This is a genomic window from Rhizobium laguerreae (genome assembly GCF_019778565.1).
In the GTDB taxonomy this organism is placed as follows: Bacteria; Pseudomonadota; Alphaproteobacteria; order Rhizobiales; family Rhizobiaceae; genus Rhizobium; species Rhizobium laguerreae.
Genome location: NZ_JAAXQT010000001.1, coordinates 375,679 through 391,350, shown reverse-complemented (window position 1 = coordinate 391,350; position 15,672 = coordinate 375,679). Strand labels below are relative to the sequence as shown.

Here is a 15,672-nt window from a genome sequence, read left to right as displayed (position 1 = left end):
TCATGGCCAAGCTTTTCCAACCCACGAAAGTCGGCGACATTTCAGTCAAGAACCGCATCGTCATGGCACCGCTCACCCGCAACCGCTCGCCGGGCGCAATCCCCAACGACCTCAACGTCGAATATTACCGTCAGCGCGCTACCGCTGGCCTGATCATCACCGAAGCAACCGCGATTACCCATCAGGGCCAGGGTTATGCCAACGTGCCGGGCCTGTATAGCAAAGAGGCTTTAGACGGCTGGAAGCGCGTCACCGACGCCGTTCACGCGGCCGGTGGCAAGATCGTCGTCCAGATGTGGCATGTCGGCCGTATCTCGCACACGACGCTACAGCCGAACGACGGCAAGCCGGTTTCCTCGACCAACCGCATCGCCAAGGCCAAGACCTATCTGGTCAATGCCGACGGCACCGGCAGCTTTGCCGACACCTCCGAGCCGCGCGCGCTCGAAACCGCCGAAATCCCCGGCATCATCGAGGATTACCGCAAGGCTGCCCGTGCGGCGATCGATGCCGGCTTCGACGGTGTCGAGATCCACGGCGCCAACGGCTACCTGCTCGACCAGTTCATCCGCGACGGTATCAACGACCGCACCGACCAATATGGCGGCTCGATCGAAAACCGCACCCGTCTGACCTTTGAAGTCGTCGATGCCGTGGTCAAGGAAATCGGCGCCGGCCGCACCGCGATCCGCATCTCGCCAGTGACGCCATCAGGCGAAAGCTACGATTCCAATCCGCAGGCGACCTTCAGCCATGTCGTCGAAGGACTGGCCAAATACGAGCTGGCCTATATCCATGTCATCGAAGGGCAGACTGGCGGCGACCGCGACTACAAGCAGGGCGACAATCCCTCCTTCGATTACAAGGCGCTGTGCCAGACTTATGAAAAGGCCGGCGGCAAGGCCGACTGGATGGTCAACAATGGTTACGATCGCGCTCTGGCGATCGACGCTGTCGAAAGCGGCCGCGCCGATCTCGTCGCCTTCGGCAAGCCCTTCATCGCCAATCCCGATCTCGTCGAGCGCCTGGAACACAACCTGCCACTCAACACGCCCGACCAGTCGACCTTCTATGGTGGCACCGGCAAGGGCTATATCGACTATCCCATTCTCGAAAAGGTCGCCTGACCTTTCACACGCGAATGCGAATCCCGCGAAAGGCGGGATTTCCATCTTCGGCGGGTTTTTGTAGGGTGCCGCCATGTTTGCTCCCTATCTTGATCGCTGGTCGCTCATAGCAGACGGCGAGCCCATCATCACCCACTCCAGTCGCCTGCTGCCGGTCCTCTGGCAGGATAGGCCTGCCATGCTGAAAGTGGCGGCCGATATCGACGAACGATACGGCGCGCTTCTGATGCAGTGGTGGGAGGGGGACGGGGCCGCCTATGTGTATGCCCATGAGGGCGATGCCGTGCTGCTCGAAAGGGCGACGGGAAAACGCTCGCTGCTTGCCATGGCCATGAACGGCGAGGACGATGAGGCAAGCCGCATCCTCTGCCGCACCGCGGCCCGGCTGCATGCGCCGCGCGATAAACCGCTTCCCGATCCCATCTCCCTTACCCGCTGGTTCCGTGATCTGGAGCCGGCGGCAGGCAAGCATGGCGGCACGCTTGCCGATTGCTCGGCGATCGCAAACGTTCTCCTTGCCGATCAGTGTGATCTCACCATCCTCCATGGCGACATCCACCACGACAATATCCTCGATTTCGAGGCGCGCGGCTGGCTGGCCATCGATCCGAAGCGGCTGTACGGCGAGCGCGGCTTCGATTTCGCCAACATCTTCGCCAACGAAGAACTGCCTGTCATCACCGATCCCGCCCGTTTCCGCCGCCAGTTGGCCATCGTCTCCGCGGAGGCGAAGCTGGAGCCGAAGCGGCTGCTGCAGTGGATCGTAGCCTATTCCGGTCTTTCCGCCGCCTGGTTCCTCGGCGATCCGAATATTCAGCAGGCAGAAACGGCCCTGACGGTCGCCCGGATCGCGCTGGCTGAACTCGAGAGCTAACCCCCGTTGCGCGACAAGTGCCCGATCAGGGCGTCCGCCGTGTCACGATGCGGTCCGGGCAGGCAGCCAAGCGCCACGAGCGAAGCCCTTACCGCCTCGTCGATCGGTGTCTGCGGCTCTTTGCCGAGTTCGGCCGTAAGCTTGTCGTTCCTCATCCGCACCGGCACCTTCCAGAGATAGCGCATCTCCTTGATCTCCCGCATCACGGGTACGAAGAGTGCAGCAAGCGGCAAGAACCACCAGGGGAAGTTGCCGATCTTTGCCTTACCGCCGGCAACGCGCTTGATCGCTTCGGCCATCTGCATGCCATCAGCATCCCAGAAGCCCTCCATGTGATAGACAGCGAAGTCCGGCAGCCGTTCGGCCCGCTCGATGAGTTGGGCGATGGTTTCCGCCATGTCTGGAAGGTAGGTCCATTGATGACCGACACCGCGTCGACCCGGGTTCCTGATCGTGCCGACCGGCTTGCCTGGGGTTACGAGACCAGACGAAAACCAGCTATTGGCAGTCGTGCCTGGGCCGAAGAAATCCCCCGCCCTGACGATGATGACGCCGGCGCCGGACTGCGACGCGGCCTTCAGCCGCCTCTCCATTTCGACCCGGATCGTCCCCTTCTTCGTCACCGGATGCTGCGGGCTTTCTTCCGTCGGCGCCCGTAGGGCGTCGGGTCCGAAATTATAAACGTTGCCCGGTAGCACGATGCGCACGCCGACAGCGCGAGCAGCGGCGATGGTATTGTCGAGCATCGGCAGCACCAGCGTTTCCCAGTCGCGATAGCCGGGCGGATTGACGGCATGGACGATCAGGCCGACCCCTTCGGCCGCCCTCAGGACGTCGCCCGCATTCATCGCATCGCCCTGCACCCATTCGAAAGCCGGCTCGCTCCTCGACGCCTTGGCGGCGTCACGGTTGAGTGCCCGGACACGCCAGCCGCGCGCAAGCAGCTTGCGGGCAACCGCGCCGCCGATACCGCCTGTCGCGCCGAGAATAAGGGCCGTCATCTTCATTTCGCTGCTCATGACAATCATCTCCTTCGATCGGATGAGAGGATCATGCCATCAGCGTGGCATAAACAAAATTGACGAAAGAAATACGTCTGTTATACAAAAATGCATGAGGACGGAGCCGAGCTGGGATTTCTACCGTAGTTTTCTTACCGTGCTTCAGCAGGGGTCGCTTTCGGCGGCCGCCCGCGAACTGGGGCTAACCCAGCCAACCATCGGCCGCCATGTCGACGCGCTGGAACTGGCAATCGGCGCCGAACTTTTCACCCGCTCGCCGAACGGCCTGCTGCCGACCGACGTCGCACTTGCGTTGAAGCCCTATGCCGAAACGCTGGCGGCAACCACCGCCGCCCTTTTGCGCACCGCATCCGGTGAGCGCGAGCGCGTGGCGGGAACGGTCAGGGTTAGCGCCAGCGAAGTCATCGCCGTCGAAGTGCTGCCGGGGATTCTCGGACCGCTGCAGGAGACCTATACCGAACTGCAGATCGAGCTCTCGGCTTCCGATGCGATCGAGGACCTCGTCAACCGCGAGGCCGATATCGCCGTGCGCATGGCCGAGCCGCAGCAGGCTGCACTCGTCGTGCGCCGCATCGGCGAATTCCCCCTCGGCTTTCATGCCCATCGCCGCTATCTCGAACGGTACGGCATGCCGCAAACCCTGGCCGACCTCGCAGACCACCGCCTCATCGGCTTCGACCGGCAGACGGCCTATGTCCGCATGGTGATGAAACGCTATGCGGTGCCCGGCATCGAATTCTCCTACAGAACCGACAGCAATCTTGCCCAGCTTGCGGCAATCCGTGCCGGCGTTGGCATCGGCATCTGCCAGACAGGACTCGCGCGTGAAAATCCCGACCTTGTTCACATCCTGCCTGATGCTTTCAGCATACCGCTCGGCACATGGGTGGCGATGCATGAGAACTTGAAGTCTTCGCCGCGCTACCGCGCAACCTTTGACGTATTGGTCAAGGGGCTTCAGGACTATCACCGATATTCGACAAGCGCATAATCCAGAAAATCAGAATCGATTTTCGGGAGGAATCATGCGCAAATTTCGAACCGATAGAGCCTCCTTAACGCGTCCTTTCGGACGAGCATCCCAGCGGAACTGGAAATGAGAACGCACAGCCCGGTCGAACTCGTGCCCTGCGATCCGCAATGGCCGCAAGCCTTCCAGCGGATCCGCGGCAGGCTGCTGGCCTTGCTGCCGCAGGCGCTCTCCATCGATCACATCGGCAGCACGTCCATACCGGGCATGACAGCCAAGCCGCTTATCGATATCGACATCGTTCTTCCCGGCCTCGGGCATATCGAGGGCGCCACACGTGTGCTCCTGGCAGAAGGCTACGAGCCGCGCGGCAACCGCTATGACGACGATGTCTGGGCTTTTCTATCGAAAGGTTCGGTGCCGGCAGAACGGGTCTACCTTTGCCCTGAAGGTAACGGCACGCATCGAAACAGGCTGGCTTTCCGGGATTATCTCATCGCGCATCCGCAAGCATCGGCCGATTATGCCGCGCTCAAACGCAGGCTGGCTGCCGAATACAGGATGGACGGAGACCGCTATACTGCGCATAAGCGCGAATTCGTCGATGCGATCGTCGCGCGGGCATTGGCGGGAGATGGTTAGCTGCCGATGCCTCGCGAGGCCTCGGCCGTGCGATCCTTCCACTGGCCGTCCACCACCTCGGTTTCCGGCCGGTCGCCGCCCTCGGCATATTCCTCATGCCATTTGCCGTTCTCGTCCTGCCAACTGATCTCGGCGGAATCGCCGCCGACCTGCTGTTCGGCCGCGACGATGCGCGCAGCTTCGAGCGCCTCGGCATGGGTCGGGAATGCCTCGGAATAGACACCCCCCAGCCTGTAGGCCCAGCCGCCGTCATGCGGCACGACTTCGTAGACCACCTTGATCATGCATCCGTCTCCTCATCTTCTTGTTGCGCATTCGCACGCTTCCGGAAAAGATCCGGATCATCGCGGCCGCTTGACGAGAATTCGAGGACGCCGCGATCTGCTTTCCGGCCCCGATGACGTTCAGTATTCCATTAAACGCCGAAGACTGCAAATGGCACTCGACCGGAGCTTGCTTGATATACGAAATCAGTGACTTAGATAGAACGCATCAATCGGGGCAGGAGCTGAGGCTTGGGGATCGCGTCACGCTTTAAAGAGGAAAAGTTTCTGGTCGCCGCACTTGTCGTTGCAGCGATCGCTTATTTCTCGGAACATGCGGTGATCGAGATGGGGCGCGGCGTCGCGCTCATTGCCGCCGCTGCCCTAGTCGGCACCATCGTGCTCGCCTCGATCCGCGTTGCCCATCATGCCGAGCTGCTCGCCGTCAAGGTCGGCGATCCCTATGGCACGATGATCTTGACGCTCTCGGCCGTCGCCGTCGAAGTCATTATCCTCGCCATCATGATGAGCAGCGAGAGCTCGCCGACGCTGGTGCGCGATACGATCTATTCGGCGCTGATGCTCGATATCAATGGCATTCTCGGCCTCGCCGCCCTGCTCGGCGGCCTCAAGCACGGCGAACAGCCCTACAACGACAATTCCGGCAAGACCTACGGCGTGATGATCCTCACCGCCATGGGCATCTCGATGATCGTGCCGGAATTCGTGCCGAGCGACAAATGGCACTATTATTCCGCCTTCACCATCGTCGCGATGATCGCGCTTTATGGCCTCTTCCTGCGCATGCAGGTTGGCCAGCACAGCTATTTCTTCAGCTACAGCTATCCGCGCTCCGAACGGAAGAAAGAAAGTCCGCATGAGCATGACCACGACGCACCGGCCGCGATCTCGATTGCCACCATTCTCGCCGGCGTCGTCATTATCGGCCTGCTCGCGGAATTCATGGCGGCCTTCATGACCGAAGGCCTGCGCGACAGCGGCGCTCCGATCGCCGTAACCGCCGTCGTCGTCGCGGCGATTTCGGCCGCCCCCGAGATTCTGACCGCGTTGAGGGCAGCACTCAGGAACCGCATGCAGGCGACGGTCAACATCGCCATGGGCGCCTCGCTGTCGACGGTCATCCTGACGGTGCCCGTCATGGAGGCGATCGCGCTCTATACCGGCCAGCCCTTCATCATGGCGATGACCCCGGTACAGACGGTGATGGTGGCGATCACGCTGATTGCCGCCGCGATCAACCTCAACGACGGCGAGACCAACGCCATCGAGGGCATGACGCATTTCATCCTCTTCGCCACCTTCGTCATGCTGACGGCGCTGGGGCTTTGAAGGCTGCGTCTCCCCAGAAAGGGGGAACGGAGAGCAGTTATCCGCACGGTAACGTCAACTTACGGAGCGGCCTCACAGCCCGCCTTTTGAGGAGAGCTTTCGACAGTCATTCCTTCGACTTTTCGAGGAAACGCTGCTTGCGGGTTTTCGGCTTGAAGCGCCGGAAGAAACCCTCGATGGCGCGGATGGATTTGGTGACGGACATGAGCCTGTCGATCTGGCTGTTTGCGTTGTGGAGCCGTTCCGACAGGACTTCGGCCGCCGTCATCGCGATCTCGATCGGCGGCACCTGTGGAAACCGTCTGGCAAGTGCCGCATAGGGGCTGGCATCCACGCCGCCCATCATCGAGATCGTGCCCATTCGTGCAAAGAGACGCAGGAAGATCTGCTCAAACGTCCAGTCGTGCACGTCGAAGACCTTCCATTTCTCGCTCCTCTTCGCCGAAAAACCGGCAAGCAGGATCTTGCCCGGCAGTTGCAGCTCGGCGAGCCACAGCGCCACCGCAAAACCGCTCGTCGCGATCTTGCCCACCGGATAGAGGTCGACGAGCATTTTCGTCAGATCAAGGTGACGGGTTTCAGCGCCTTCGAAGCGGCCCTCCTCGCTGAAATTTTCCTCCGGGGAGACGCGAATGTTGACGACGCCCAAAAAATCGTCGCCGGCAAAGAAGCGCAGGACACCCGCCGCCTCGTGCCGGTGGACGATATTGGCGCCCATCACGCCGCTGCGGGCAAACAGCACCGCATGCCCTGCGAAGGGTTCGTCGAGCACCTTGTAGACATTGTTGAAAAAGACGTAGAGCGCCGTCTCCGGCAATTCGCTTCGCAGCCGTTCGAAATCGACGGCTTCGCTGTTTGCCACCAGCACGACGTGGGAATAGCGCGACAACAGCGCCTTCCACGCCTCCGGCGTCAGGAAATTGAAGCCACTATCCGGGGCGGGCATGGTCTGGGTGTCGCTAGGGATTGCTTCCATATCGGCTCACATGCACTTTCCAAGGACGATGCGCTCGGCCGTCCCACTAGCTGTTGCTGAAATAAGCGCGTGTCCGCGCCAGCCGCGCCAGCCCGCCGATCCGCTTTCCCAAATGCGAAAGGAACCCCGTAATCCGGCCCGTCATCGACGGCTGCCTGCAGAAGGAAGCCCATGGCGTATTGGCGAGGTCCTCGGCATAACGCTTGGCCATCCGGCGATGCACCCACGGCACAGTCGCCTGCCACGGCTTTTTCCGGCCGGTGAAATGGATGATCGCCGGCCGGCCAACGAAAGGCAGGAGGCCCGTCTGCGTGTTCCAGCGCGGATCGAGCACCAGCCAGTCGCCGTCGAAAGTGACGTTCAGCGCATCTTGGTCGTTATTCTCGAAAAGATGCGACCGCTCCTCGAAAATCTCCCGTGTCCTGGCAAAAAGCCCCCTCGCCTGGGAGGCCGACCAGTCGAACAGCAACACGCCGGCATTGAAATACCGGCCGCCCTCGCGCATGCCGATCTTCCGCTGCCGTGCGCCGGCCTTCTCGGGAAAGGCCATGACATAATCGTCTATGGCGGCAAGCGCCTTGCCTTGCAAATCCACGGCGAAGAGGTCGTCGACCGGCGCAACCGCAAGCACATCGGCATCGAGATAAAGCAGCCGCTCAACATCATCGGGAATGTGCAGATCCATGTAGAGCCGCGCCAGCGTCGCGCCCGACCAGCGACCCCGCGCCTGCAGCGCCGTATCTGGCGTATTGTAGGGCAACACCTTGATTGCCATGCCGTGCAGCCGCGCGAAATTTCCGACCTCGGCGATCTCGTTCGGCTTGAGGTCGATGCCGAGAAGCAGGAACTCCACAGTGGAATTTGAGAGATTGCGCTTGACGGAAAGCAGGGTGCAGCAGGCGGCCGGCAGCATGTTGACATCCGAACAGACGATCACGGCACTCTGCTGCAAAATCCCGGCCTCCCGAAGCGGCGACTTAAACTGATGCCGGATATCTAGTTGGTTTGATGCCAACCCGCAACCGCAGATCACCCGCCAGACCGTCACTCTGCGTCACGTTTTGAATCGGATTTCAACGACTTGCGAGGCGAAGCGGATTCAGATGAGGAGCATATTGAATCGGAAAGTGAACTTAGAGCCGCAGCGCCAATGGATGATCAACGAGCAGCCGGTCGACTGTCGCAAGCTGCAGCCCCTCGACCTTGCATTGCGCAAGCAGCAAGCGATCGAAGGGATCGCGCGCCTCCGGCTCGGGGTCAGCGGCGGTGATGACGTGCGCGATATCGATGGGCAGGATCGTCAGCCCGATCTCCCCGAGATAAAAGGGAATGGTCTCGAGGGGCAATCCGGGCTGCAATTTTCCAAGCCTGGTCTTGATGGCAATTTCCCAGAGGCTGGCGACGCTGACGAAACCGATGGCGGCACCGTCCGAAAGCACCTGCTCGACACGCGGAAAACGCTCCGCCAGTTTCTTCTGAGCAATTGCAATCACCATGTGCGTGTCAAGCAGCAGACGCATGATCACGGCAGCGGCTTGAGAAGAAAATCTTCCGGCAAAGGATCGTCGAAGTCGTCGGCGATATACATCTCCGTGCGCGTGATACCCTTGGAACGAAGATAGGCTTCGCCGGCTTCCAAGTTCAAACCGCCGCGTTTTTGATGCGGCACGAGATCGAACACCGGCCGGCCGTTGCGTGTCACGACAATGGTTTCACCTTCCTCGACCTCACGGGCGAGTTCGGTCAGGCGGTTCTTCGCATCACGGATCGAAACGGTCTTCATGAGGGTAAATGTCGCTACATGCAGCTACATCGTCAACGTCGCCGCAAACAAAAAGGCCCGCCGTCGCCAGCAGGCCTTCGATTTGTGTTTTTGAGAACCGCTTACTTGCAGGCGCCGCAGAAGCGCTGGATGCGGCGGCAAGCTTCCTCGAGCAGCTCTTCCGAAGTCGCGTAGGAGATGCGGAAGTTCGGGCCGAGGCCGAAGGCCGAACCGTGAACGACGGCGACGCCTTCCGTTTCCAGAAGCTCGGAAACGAAATCCTCGTCCGTCTCGATCACCTTGCCCGACGGAGCCGTCTTGCCGATCAGGCCGGCGCAGGACGGATAGACATAGAAGGCGCCCTCCGGAACCGGGCAGACAATGCCCTTGGCCTGGTTCAGCATCGAAACGACGAGATTGCGACGACCTTCGAAGATCTTCTTGTTCGCAGGGATGAAGTCCTGCGTGCCGTTCAGCGCTTCGACAGCCGCCCACTGGGCGATCGAGGTCGCACCCGAGGTCTGCTGACCCTGGATCATGTCCATCGCCTTGATGAGCTGGATCGGACCGGCTGCATAGCCGATACGCCAGCCGGTCATCGCATAGGCCTTGGAGACGCCGTTCATCGTCAGCGTGCGGTCGTAGAGCTTCGGCTCGACTTCCACAGGCGTGACGAACTTGAAGTCGCCATAGGTCAGGTGCTCGTACATGTCGTCGGTCAGCACCCAGACCTGCGGATGCTTCATCAGCACATCCGTCAGCGCCTTCAGCTCGTCCTGCGTATAGGCCGCCCCCGTCGGGTTGGACGGCGAGTTGAAGATGAACCACTTGGTCTTCGGCGTGATCGCCTTTTCGAGATCGGCGGCCTGGAGCTTGAAGTTATGCTCCTGGGTGGCCGATACGAAAACCGGCGTGCCGCCGCACAGCGCCACCATCTCAGGATAGGAAACCCAATAAGGCGCCGGGATGACGACTTCGTCGCCGGGGTTCAGCGTCGCCATGAAGGCGTTGAAAAGGATCTGCTTGCCGCCGGTGCCGACGATCGTCTGCTCCCAGGAATAGTCGAGGCCGTTCTCGCGCTTGAACTTGGCGGCGATCGCCTTTCGTAGTTCCGGGATACCGGAAACCGGCGTGTACTTCGTTTCGCCGCGGTTGATCGCGTCGATGGCGGCCGTCTTGATATTATCGGGCGTATCGAAATCCGGCTCACCCGCGCCGAGGCCGATGACGTCACGTCCTTTTGCTTTCAGCTCGCGCGCTTTCTGGGAGACGGCGATGGTGGCTGAAGGCTTCACACGGGAAAGAGCATCGGCAAGGAAAGCCATGATAACGGTCCTAATGGTTGAAACGGGCAGAAAGCCGGGACCGGAGTTCTGCGGTTAGCTCTATGTCCAATGTATGACGGCATTTCAAGCGCAAAGGCGTGATGGAGGCAATGATTCTTATTGATCGATTCGTCGCGCCACCCGCCCGGCACGCCGCCCCCCTCGGAGAGGCTTGCGTCACGCGGTCGAAACGCCACGCGCAGATCTTGAATCAATCTCTGAAGTCACCCGGATTTATCCCCTGAAATCAGTGGCATCGTCGAATTCGGCCATTGCCACGAATAAGCCGCAACAAATGCCGCGCCACGCCGCAATTCCGTCGCGAGCGCGCCGAGATCGAAGCCGCATCATCCGGCATCCGAAATTGGTTATTGAGGGTATGCCAATGTTTCTGGAAGATGAGTTTACCATAGGGCGCATTCGTGCGCGCCGAATTTCCGTTTCAGTCCTTGTTGCCGTCACCGCCTTTGCCGCCTGCATCGCCGCGATACTGGGGCTTGCCTCCACCGCCCGTGCCGCCGAGACGCCGCAGGCATCGGCCCAGCTCACAGCGCTTGTCCGGCCGAACGACATCAATAGCGGCTCGCTGCTCTTTCCGTCGAAGGAGCCGGGCTTCTATGTCGAAGCGCCGCGGCTGAAAACCGACGTCGCCATCGATGTCTCCGGCCCGATCGCCAGGGTGAAGGTGACGCAGCGCTTCCAGAATCCGAGCCAGGGTTGGGTCGAAGGCACCTATGTCTTTCCGCTGCCGGACAATTCCGCTGTCGACGCGCTGAAAATGCAGATCGGCGAACGCTTCATCGAAGGCCAGATCAAGCCGCGCCAGGAAGCCCGCGAGATCTACGAGCAGGCCAAGGCCGAGGGCAAGAAGACGGCGTTGCTCGAACAGCAGCGGCCGAACATCTTCACCAACCAGGTCGCCAATATCGGTCCCGGCGAAACCATCGTCGTCCAGATCGAATACCAGCAGATCATCAACCAGTCGGGCGACGAGTTCTCGCTGCGCTTCCCGATGGTCGTCGCTCCGCGCTACAATCCGACGCCGATCGTCCAGACTGTCGAGTTCAACAACGGTGCCGGTTTCGCCACGCCGCGCGACCCGGTGGAAAACCGCGACAAGATCGAAGCCCCTGTGCTCGATCCGCGTGAGAACGCCAGGATCAATCCGGTTTCGCTAACCGTCGACCTCAAGGCCGGTTTCCCGCTCGGCGACGTCAAATCGTCCTTCCACGCGGTCGATATCAGCCAGGATGGCGACCAGGCGAGGACAATTAGCCTGAAGGCGGACGCCGTTCCTGCCGACAAGGATTTCGAGCTCACCTGGAAGGCCGCTCCCGGAAAGATGCCGAGTGCCGGCCTCTTCCGCGAAGTGATTGATGGTAAGACCTATCTGCTCGCCTTCGTCACCCCGCCCACGACCCCGGATACGGCAACGCCGCCGGCAAAACGCGAGGTGGTCTTCGTCATCGACAATTCCGGCTCCATGTCCGGCCCGTCGATCGAGCAGGCGAGGCAGAGCCTGGCGCTTGCCATCTCCAAGCTGAACCCCGACGACCGCTTCAACGTCATCCGTTTCGACGATACGATGACTGACTATTTCAAGGGTCTCGTTGCTGCGACGCCTGACAATCGCGAAAAGGCGATCGCCTATGTCAGAGGCCTCACCGCTGACGGCGGCACGGAAATGCTGCCTGCCTTGCAGGCTGCGCTGCGCAACCAGGGACCGGTCGCAACCGGCGCGCTGCGTCAGGTCGTCTTCCTGACGGATGGCGCGATCGGCAACGAACGGCAGCTCTTCCAGGAAATCACCACAAATCGCGGCGATGCCCGTGTCTTCACCGTCGGCATCGGCTCGGCGCCGAACACCTATTTCATGACCAAGGCTGCCGAGATCGGCCGCGGCACCTTCACGGCGATCGGCTCGACCGACCAGGTGGCAAGCCGCATGGGCGAGCTTTTCGCCAAGCTGCAGAACCCAGCCATGACCGATATCGCCGCGACATTCGAAGGCATCGAAGCCGAGAATATCACGCCGAACCCGATGCCGGACCTCTACAGCGGCGAGCCCGTCGTGCTGACCGCGGAGCTGCCTGAGGCGAAGCCCGCCGGCAAGCTGCAGATCATCGGCAAGACAGGCGACCAGCCCTGGCGCGTCGAGATGGATATCGCCAATGCCGCCGACGGCAGCGGCATTTCCAAGCTCTGGGCACGCCGCAAGATCGACGATTTCGAGGCCCGTGCCTATGAGCGTCAGGATCCGGCCGCGCTCGACAAGGATATCGAGACCGTGGCGCTCGCTTACCATCTCGTCTCCCGCGTCACCAGCCTGGTTGCCGTCGATGTCACCCCGTCGCGCCCGGCCGATCAGCCACTCGGCTCGGCCAAGCTGCCGCTCAACCTGCCGGATGGTTGGGATTTCGATAAAGTCTTCGGGGAAAACGCTGCCCCTCTTGGCGGCGCAGAACGCCATGGCTCGGCTACGCCGGCAGAAAACGCCGGACCGGAGCAGGCTGCAGCCGAAACACAGGATCTCGCCGCATCGCCTGAGATCGCAAACATGATGGCCGCAGCCCCGACCGCCAAGGCGGCCACCATGATTGCGCAGAAGAGCTCGACCGTGAACCTGCCGCAGACGGCGACGCGTGCTGACGAGCAGATCATCCGCGGGCTGACCATGCTGCTCCTGGCGCTGACGGCGGCAAGCGGTTTGGCCGTCTGGCGGCGGCGCGTCAAGCGCATTATCGCGGTCGGAGCCAAGCGAAATGGTCTCTAGGCTCTCCGCAAGCCAGAATGAGGAAGCGGCCGAATTCGAGCCGCTTCCGACCTATCTGCAACTCGCCATGGCCGCCGCCACGGCCCACGACATGCCGAAGCCTCGCCAGCGGAAGGGTTTCTTCCTCTGGCGTCTTTCCTCGATCGAAAAGGCGATCGCCTTTGCCATCGCCGGCCTTGCCTTTTATGGCTTGGCGCTGATCGGCGACGGTTTTCTGCTGAAGGCGAAAGCGGAGCTCTCCCAGATCCTGCTGAAACGCGCCTTCGCCGCGGAGCTTCAGGGGAAAGAGACAAAACCCTGGCCCTGGGCGGATTTCACCACGGAGGCCAAGGTGCGCGCCCCGCGCCTTGGCAAGGAGGCGATCGTGCTCTCCGGCGCCTCTGGCGAGGCTCTGGCCTTCGGGCCTGCCTGGCTCGCCAACACGCCGCAACCGGGCGAGGAAGGCACCTCCGTCATCGCCGCCCATCGCGACACGCATTTCCGCTGGCTGCAATATATAAGGCCCGGCGATACGATCGAGGTCACGCGCCGCGACGGCAAACTGTTGACCTTCAAGGCCGGCGAGGGCCGCATCGCCCCGTGGGATGCCAACGGCATCGATCCCTCCTCCGATGGCCACCGCCTGGTGCTGACCACCTGCTGGCCCTTCAATGCCACCGAACGGGGGCCGCTGCGCTACATCCTTGAGGCAGAATTGGTCGACGGGTAGAGCGCCGTGCGTCCTCTTGGACGCACGGCGCTCTACTTCTTTGAATATCGTGGGCGACGGGCTCGGTTCAACCGGTAAACACAAAGCCGTTATTGCAGACCGAATGAGGTTGAAGCCCTTCCCTGCCCGCTCCACGTTCCACATGGAGAAACGACGGGGAGCAACATGAAGAGAATATCCGCCTTCCATTTCGCCGCAGCGTTGGTCCTGTTCGGCGCCGTGTCCGCGGATGCGGCCGACACCGTCAACACGCAGGAACTCGCCGTCCGTGTCGACAAGCTCGCCGACGGCCTCGAACATCCCTGGGCGGTGGAGGTGTTGCCCGACGGCGCCTATCTCGTTACCGAGCGGCCGGGCCGCATACGCATCGTCCGCGACGGCAAGGTCTCCCACCCGATTGGCGGCGTGCCCAAGGTCAGCGCCCGTGGCCAGGGTGGCCTGATGGACGTGGCGCTCGCGCCGGACTTTGCGACATCTCGCAAACTTTATTTCACCGCCGCCATCGCCAACAGGCAGGGCTCCGGCACCGAAGCCTTCAGCGCCACGCTTTCCACTGACGAGAAGACACTCGACGCCGTGACGCCTATCTTCAGCATGCGACGCTTCACCTCAAGCAACATCCACTATGGCTCCCGCATCGCGATATCAGGTGATGGTTCACTGTTCATCAGCGTGGGCGACCGCGGCGACCGCAAGCGCTCGCAGGATTGGCAGGACAACGCCGGCTCGATCATCCACATCAATCCCGACGGCAGCATCCCCGCCGACAATCCCTTCAAGGACAGCGGGAAGGGTCTGCCGGAGATCTGGTCGAAAGGCCACCGCAACCCCCAAGGCATTGCCTTCGATGCCAAGGACGGCAAGCTTTACACCGTCGAACACGGTGCGCGCGGCGGCGACGAGATCAACCAGCCCGAGGCCGGTAAGAATTACGGCTGGCCCATCATCACCTACGGCCGTGACTATTCGGGCGCCGAAATCGGCGAAGGCACCGCCAAGGAAGGGCTGGAACAGCCGCTGCAGTATTGGGACCCTTCGATCGCGCCTGGCGCGCTCGCCGTCTATCGCGGTGCCATGTTCCCAGAATGGGACGGCGACTTCCTCGTCGCGGCACTGAAGTTCCAGCTGCTCTCGCGCATGCAGCGTGACGAGAGCGGTGCGTTCGTCACCGAGGAGCGCCTGTTCAAAGGCGAGTACGGCCGCATCCGCGACGTCGTCGTCGGCCCCGACGGCGCCCTGCTGATGGTGACGGACGAGAACAACGGCGCGCTGCTCAGGATCTCGAGAGCCCAAGCCCGTAACGGCTGAGACGTCACAACGCGCCGCGCAGCTCCTTGCGGATGACAAATTTCAACCCGGACCAGATCTCGTCGACGGCGCAGACCTTGACGTCGACCAGACCGGTTGGGAGCAGAACATCCCGCAGCACGTCCTCGGTGATATTGGTCGAAACCCGTGAACTCTTTCTCGGCCAGGAGATCCAGACCATACCGCCCGGTCTCAGGACACAAAAAAGCGCGGGCGCGATGGCCTCCAGCGCTGCACGTTCTGTCGTAAACAGATGTACGTAGTCGAATGCACGCTGAGGCGTCTCGGGAAGCGCATGGATGACCGAAGCAAAACCAGCGAAACCATTGATGTCGCCGATCGATTCGGGAATGCCGGGAAGAGCGGCTGCCTGCCCCTGTGCGAGGCCGAGTTTCCTGACGAGCGGCGTGCCGGAATAGCCTGCCGTCCCACCCGCCGCCGCATCGCCGGCCAGCTTCTGTTCTTCGCCTCGCATGTCTTCGCCTCCGTCAACCGGCACGAAGTCTTCACCCTTGCCGAAAGGAAACGCAACTGCTAACCGCTTGAGCATACCTCCCTTCCCCATCGAGGC

Annotated in this window: 15 protein-coding genes and 1 pseudogene; 8 read left to right on the top strand and 8 right to left on the bottom strand. The window is 61.6% G+C overall.

What is annotated here, in order from left to right:
• Nucleotides 1-2: 2 nt before the first annotated feature.
• Nucleotides 3-1,127, top strand: coding sequence for an alkene reductase (locus tag HFO71_RS01895; protein WP_077978874.1), 1,125 nt, complete (start codon nucleotides 3-5; stop codon nucleotides 1,125-1,127).
• Nucleotides 1,128-1,200: 73 nt separating this feature from the next.
• Nucleotides 1,201-2,001: an aminoglycoside phosphotransferase family protein gene (locus tag HFO71_RS01890; protein ID WP_131639582.1), complete on the top strand. Its 801-nt coding sequence runs from the start codon at nucleotides 1,201-1,203 to the stop codon at nucleotides 1,999-2,001.
• Here the strand turns inward: HFO71_RS01890 and HFO71_RS01885 are convergent.
• Nucleotides 1,998-3,020, bottom strand: coding sequence for an NAD(P)H-binding protein (locus HFO71_RS01885; protein WP_077978876.1), 1,023 nt, complete (start codon nucleotides 3,018-3,020; stop codon nucleotides 1,998-2,000). The genes HFO71_RS01890 and HFO71_RS01885 overlap by 4 nt on opposite strands.
• 94 nt (nucleotides 3,021-3,114) lie before the next feature.
• Here HFO71_RS01885 and HFO71_RS01880 point away from each other — a divergent pair, with 94 nt between their 5' ends.
• Together HFO71_RS01880 and HFO71_RS01875 are read left to right on the top strand one after the other, a co-directional pair.
• Nucleotides 3,115-4,014 (top strand): LysR family transcriptional regulator, encoded by a 900-nt coding sequence (locus tag HFO71_RS01880; RefSeq protein WP_221987502.1) that lies wholly within the window; start codon nucleotides 3,115-3,117, stop codon nucleotides 4,012-4,014.
• A gap of 105 nt (nucleotides 4,015-4,119) precedes the next feature.
• Nucleotides 4,120-4,635 carry a GrpB family protein gene (locus tag HFO71_RS01875; protein ID WP_077978878.1) on the top strand — a complete coding sequence of 172 codons (516 nt, stop codon included), beginning with the start codon at nucleotides 4,120-4,122 and terminating at the stop codon, nucleotides 4,633-4,635.
• Here HFO71_RS01875 and HFO71_RS01870 read toward each other — a convergent pair.
• On the bottom strand, nucleotides 4,632-4,919 hold the full coding sequence (locus tag HFO71_RS01870; protein WP_077978879.1) for a DUF2188 domain-containing protein: 288 nt from the start codon (nucleotides 4,917-4,919) through the stop codon (nucleotides 4,632-4,634). The genes HFO71_RS01875 and HFO71_RS01870 overlap by 4 nt on opposite strands.
• Before the next feature lie 231 nt (nucleotides 4,920-5,150).
• On the opposite strand from HFO71_RS01870, the gene HFO71_RS01865 reads away from it, so the two are divergent.
• Nucleotides 5,151-6,248 (top strand): calcium:cation antiporter, encoded by a 1,098-nt coding sequence (locus HFO71_RS01865; protein WP_131639585.1) that lies wholly within the window; start codon nucleotides 5,151-5,153, stop codon nucleotides 6,246-6,248.
• A gap of 106 nt (nucleotides 6,249-6,354) precedes the next feature.
• Here HFO71_RS01865 and HFO71_RS01860 read toward each other — a convergent pair whose 3' ends face one another.
• From HFO71_RS01860 to HFO71_RS01840, 5 genes are all read right to left on the bottom strand, one after another.
• Nucleotides 6,355-7,224, bottom strand: coding sequence for a 3-deoxy-manno-octulosonate cytidylyltransferase (locus tag HFO71_RS01860; protein WP_168259100.1), 870 nt, complete (start codon nucleotides 7,222-7,224; stop codon nucleotides 6,355-6,357).
• A gap of 46 nt (nucleotides 7,225-7,270) precedes the next feature.
• A complete protein-coding gene (locus tag HFO71_RS01855) occupies nucleotides 7,271-8,257 on the bottom strand; it encodes a glycosyltransferase family 8 protein (protein ID WP_168259110.1) in 987 nt (328 codons plus the stop codon).
• A gap of 100 nt (nucleotides 8,258-8,357) precedes the next feature.
• Nucleotides 8,358-8,744 carry a type II toxin-antitoxin system VapC family toxin gene (locus HFO71_RS01850; protein ID WP_077978882.1) on the bottom strand — a complete coding sequence of 129 codons (387 nt, stop codon included), beginning with the start codon at nucleotides 8,742-8,744 and terminating at the stop codon, nucleotides 8,358-8,360.
• A 2-nt stretch (nucleotides 8,745-8,746) separates the two neighbouring features.
• Nucleotides 8,747-9,007: a type II toxin-antitoxin system Phd/YefM family antitoxin gene (locus tag HFO71_RS01845; RefSeq protein ID WP_011652922.1), complete on the bottom strand. Its 261-nt coding sequence runs from the start codon at nucleotides 9,005-9,007 to the stop codon at nucleotides 8,747-8,749.
• Between the two features lie 101 nt (nucleotides 9,008-9,108).
• Entirely contained in the window at nucleotides 9,109-10,311 is a 1,203-nt protein-coding gene (locus tag HFO71_RS01840; RefSeq protein WP_221968269.1) for a pyridoxal phosphate-dependent aminotransferase, read from the bottom strand.
• 385 nt (nucleotides 10,312-10,696) lie between these two features.
• Here HFO71_RS01840 and HFO71_RS01835 point away from each other — a divergent pair, with 385 nt between their 5' ends.
• The 3 genes and pseudogenes from HFO71_RS01835 to HFO71_RS01825 all read left to right on the top strand — a co-directional run bounded on the left by HFO71_RS01835 (nucleotide 10,697) and on the right by HFO71_RS01825 (nucleotide 15,101).
• A complete protein-coding gene (locus HFO71_RS01835; RefSeq protein ID WP_221968270.1) occupies nucleotides 10,697-13,084 on the top strand; it encodes a marine proteobacterial sortase target protein in 2,388 nt (795 codons plus the stop codon).
• A pseudogene (locus HFO71_RS01830) lies at nucleotides 13,074-13,900 on the top strand (class GN sortase). Before HFO71_RS01835 ends, HFO71_RS01830 begins: the two are co-directional and overlap by 11 nt.
• Before the next feature lie 58 nt (nucleotides 13,901-13,958).
• Complete coding sequence (locus HFO71_RS01825) at nucleotides 13,959-15,101, top strand: PQQ-dependent sugar dehydrogenase (RefSeq protein WP_221968271.1); 1,143 nt, start codon at nucleotides 13,959-13,961, stop codon at nucleotides 15,099-15,101.
• A gap of 4 nt (nucleotides 15,102-15,105) precedes the next feature.
• Here HFO71_RS01825 and HFO71_RS01820 read toward each other — a convergent pair whose 3' ends face one another.
• Nucleotides 15,106-15,576, bottom strand: coding sequence for a DUF3052 domain-containing protein (locus HFO71_RS01820; protein ID WP_168259109.1), 471 nt, complete (start codon nucleotides 15,574-15,576; stop codon nucleotides 15,106-15,108).
• Between the last annotated feature and the right edge of the window lie 96 nt (nucleotides 15,577-15,672).

Coding starts and splice junctions, on each gene's coding strand:
- HFO71_RS01895 (WP_077978874.1), top strand. CDS start 3: ATGGCCAAGCTTTTCCAACCCACGAAAGTCGGCGACATTTCAGTCAAG.
- HFO71_RS01890 (WP_131639582.1), top strand. CDS start 1,201: ATGTTTGCTCCCTATCTTGATCGCTGGTCGCTCATAGCAGACGGCGAG.
- HFO71_RS01885 (WP_077978876.1), bottom strand. CDS start 3,020: ATGAGCAGCGAAATGAAGATGACGGCCCTTATTCTCGGCGCGACAGGC.
- HFO71_RS01880 (WP_221987502.1), top strand. CDS start 3,115: ATGAGGACGGAGCCGAGCTGGGATTTCTACCGTAGTTTTCTTACCGTG.
- HFO71_RS01875 (WP_077978878.1), top strand. CDS start 4,120: ATGAGAACGCACAGCCCGGTCGAACTCGTGCCCTGCGATCCGCAATGG.
- HFO71_RS01870 (WP_077978879.1), bottom strand. CDS start 4,919: ATGATCAAGGTGGTCTACGAAGTCGTGCCGCATGACGGCGGCTGGGCC.
- HFO71_RS01860 (WP_168259100.1), bottom strand. CDS start 7,224: ATGGAAGCAATCCCTAGCGACACCCAGACCATGCCCGCCCCGGATAGT.
- HFO71_RS01850 (WP_077978882.1), bottom strand. CDS start 8,744: ATGCGTCTGCTGCTTGACACGCACATGGTGATTGCAATTGCTCAGAAG.
- HFO71_RS01845 (WP_011652922.1), bottom strand. CDS start 9,007: ATGAAGACCGTTTCGATCCGTGATGCGAAGAACCGCCTGACCGAACTC.
- HFO71_RS01840 (WP_221968269.1), bottom strand. CDS start 10,311: ATGGCTTTCCTTGCCGATGCTCTTTCCCGTGTGAAGCCTTCAGCCACC.
- HFO71_RS01835 (WP_221968270.1), top strand. CDS start 10,697: ATGTTTCTGGAAGATGAGTTTACCATAGGGCGCATTCGTGCGCGCCGA.
- HFO71_RS01825 (WP_221968271.1), top strand. CDS start 13,959: ATGAAGAGAATATCCGCCTTCCATTTCGCCGCAGCGTTGGTCCTGTTC.
- HFO71_RS01820 (WP_168259109.1), bottom strand. CDS start 15,576: ATGCGAGGCGAAGAACAGAAGCTGGCCGGCGATGCGGCGGCGGGTGGG.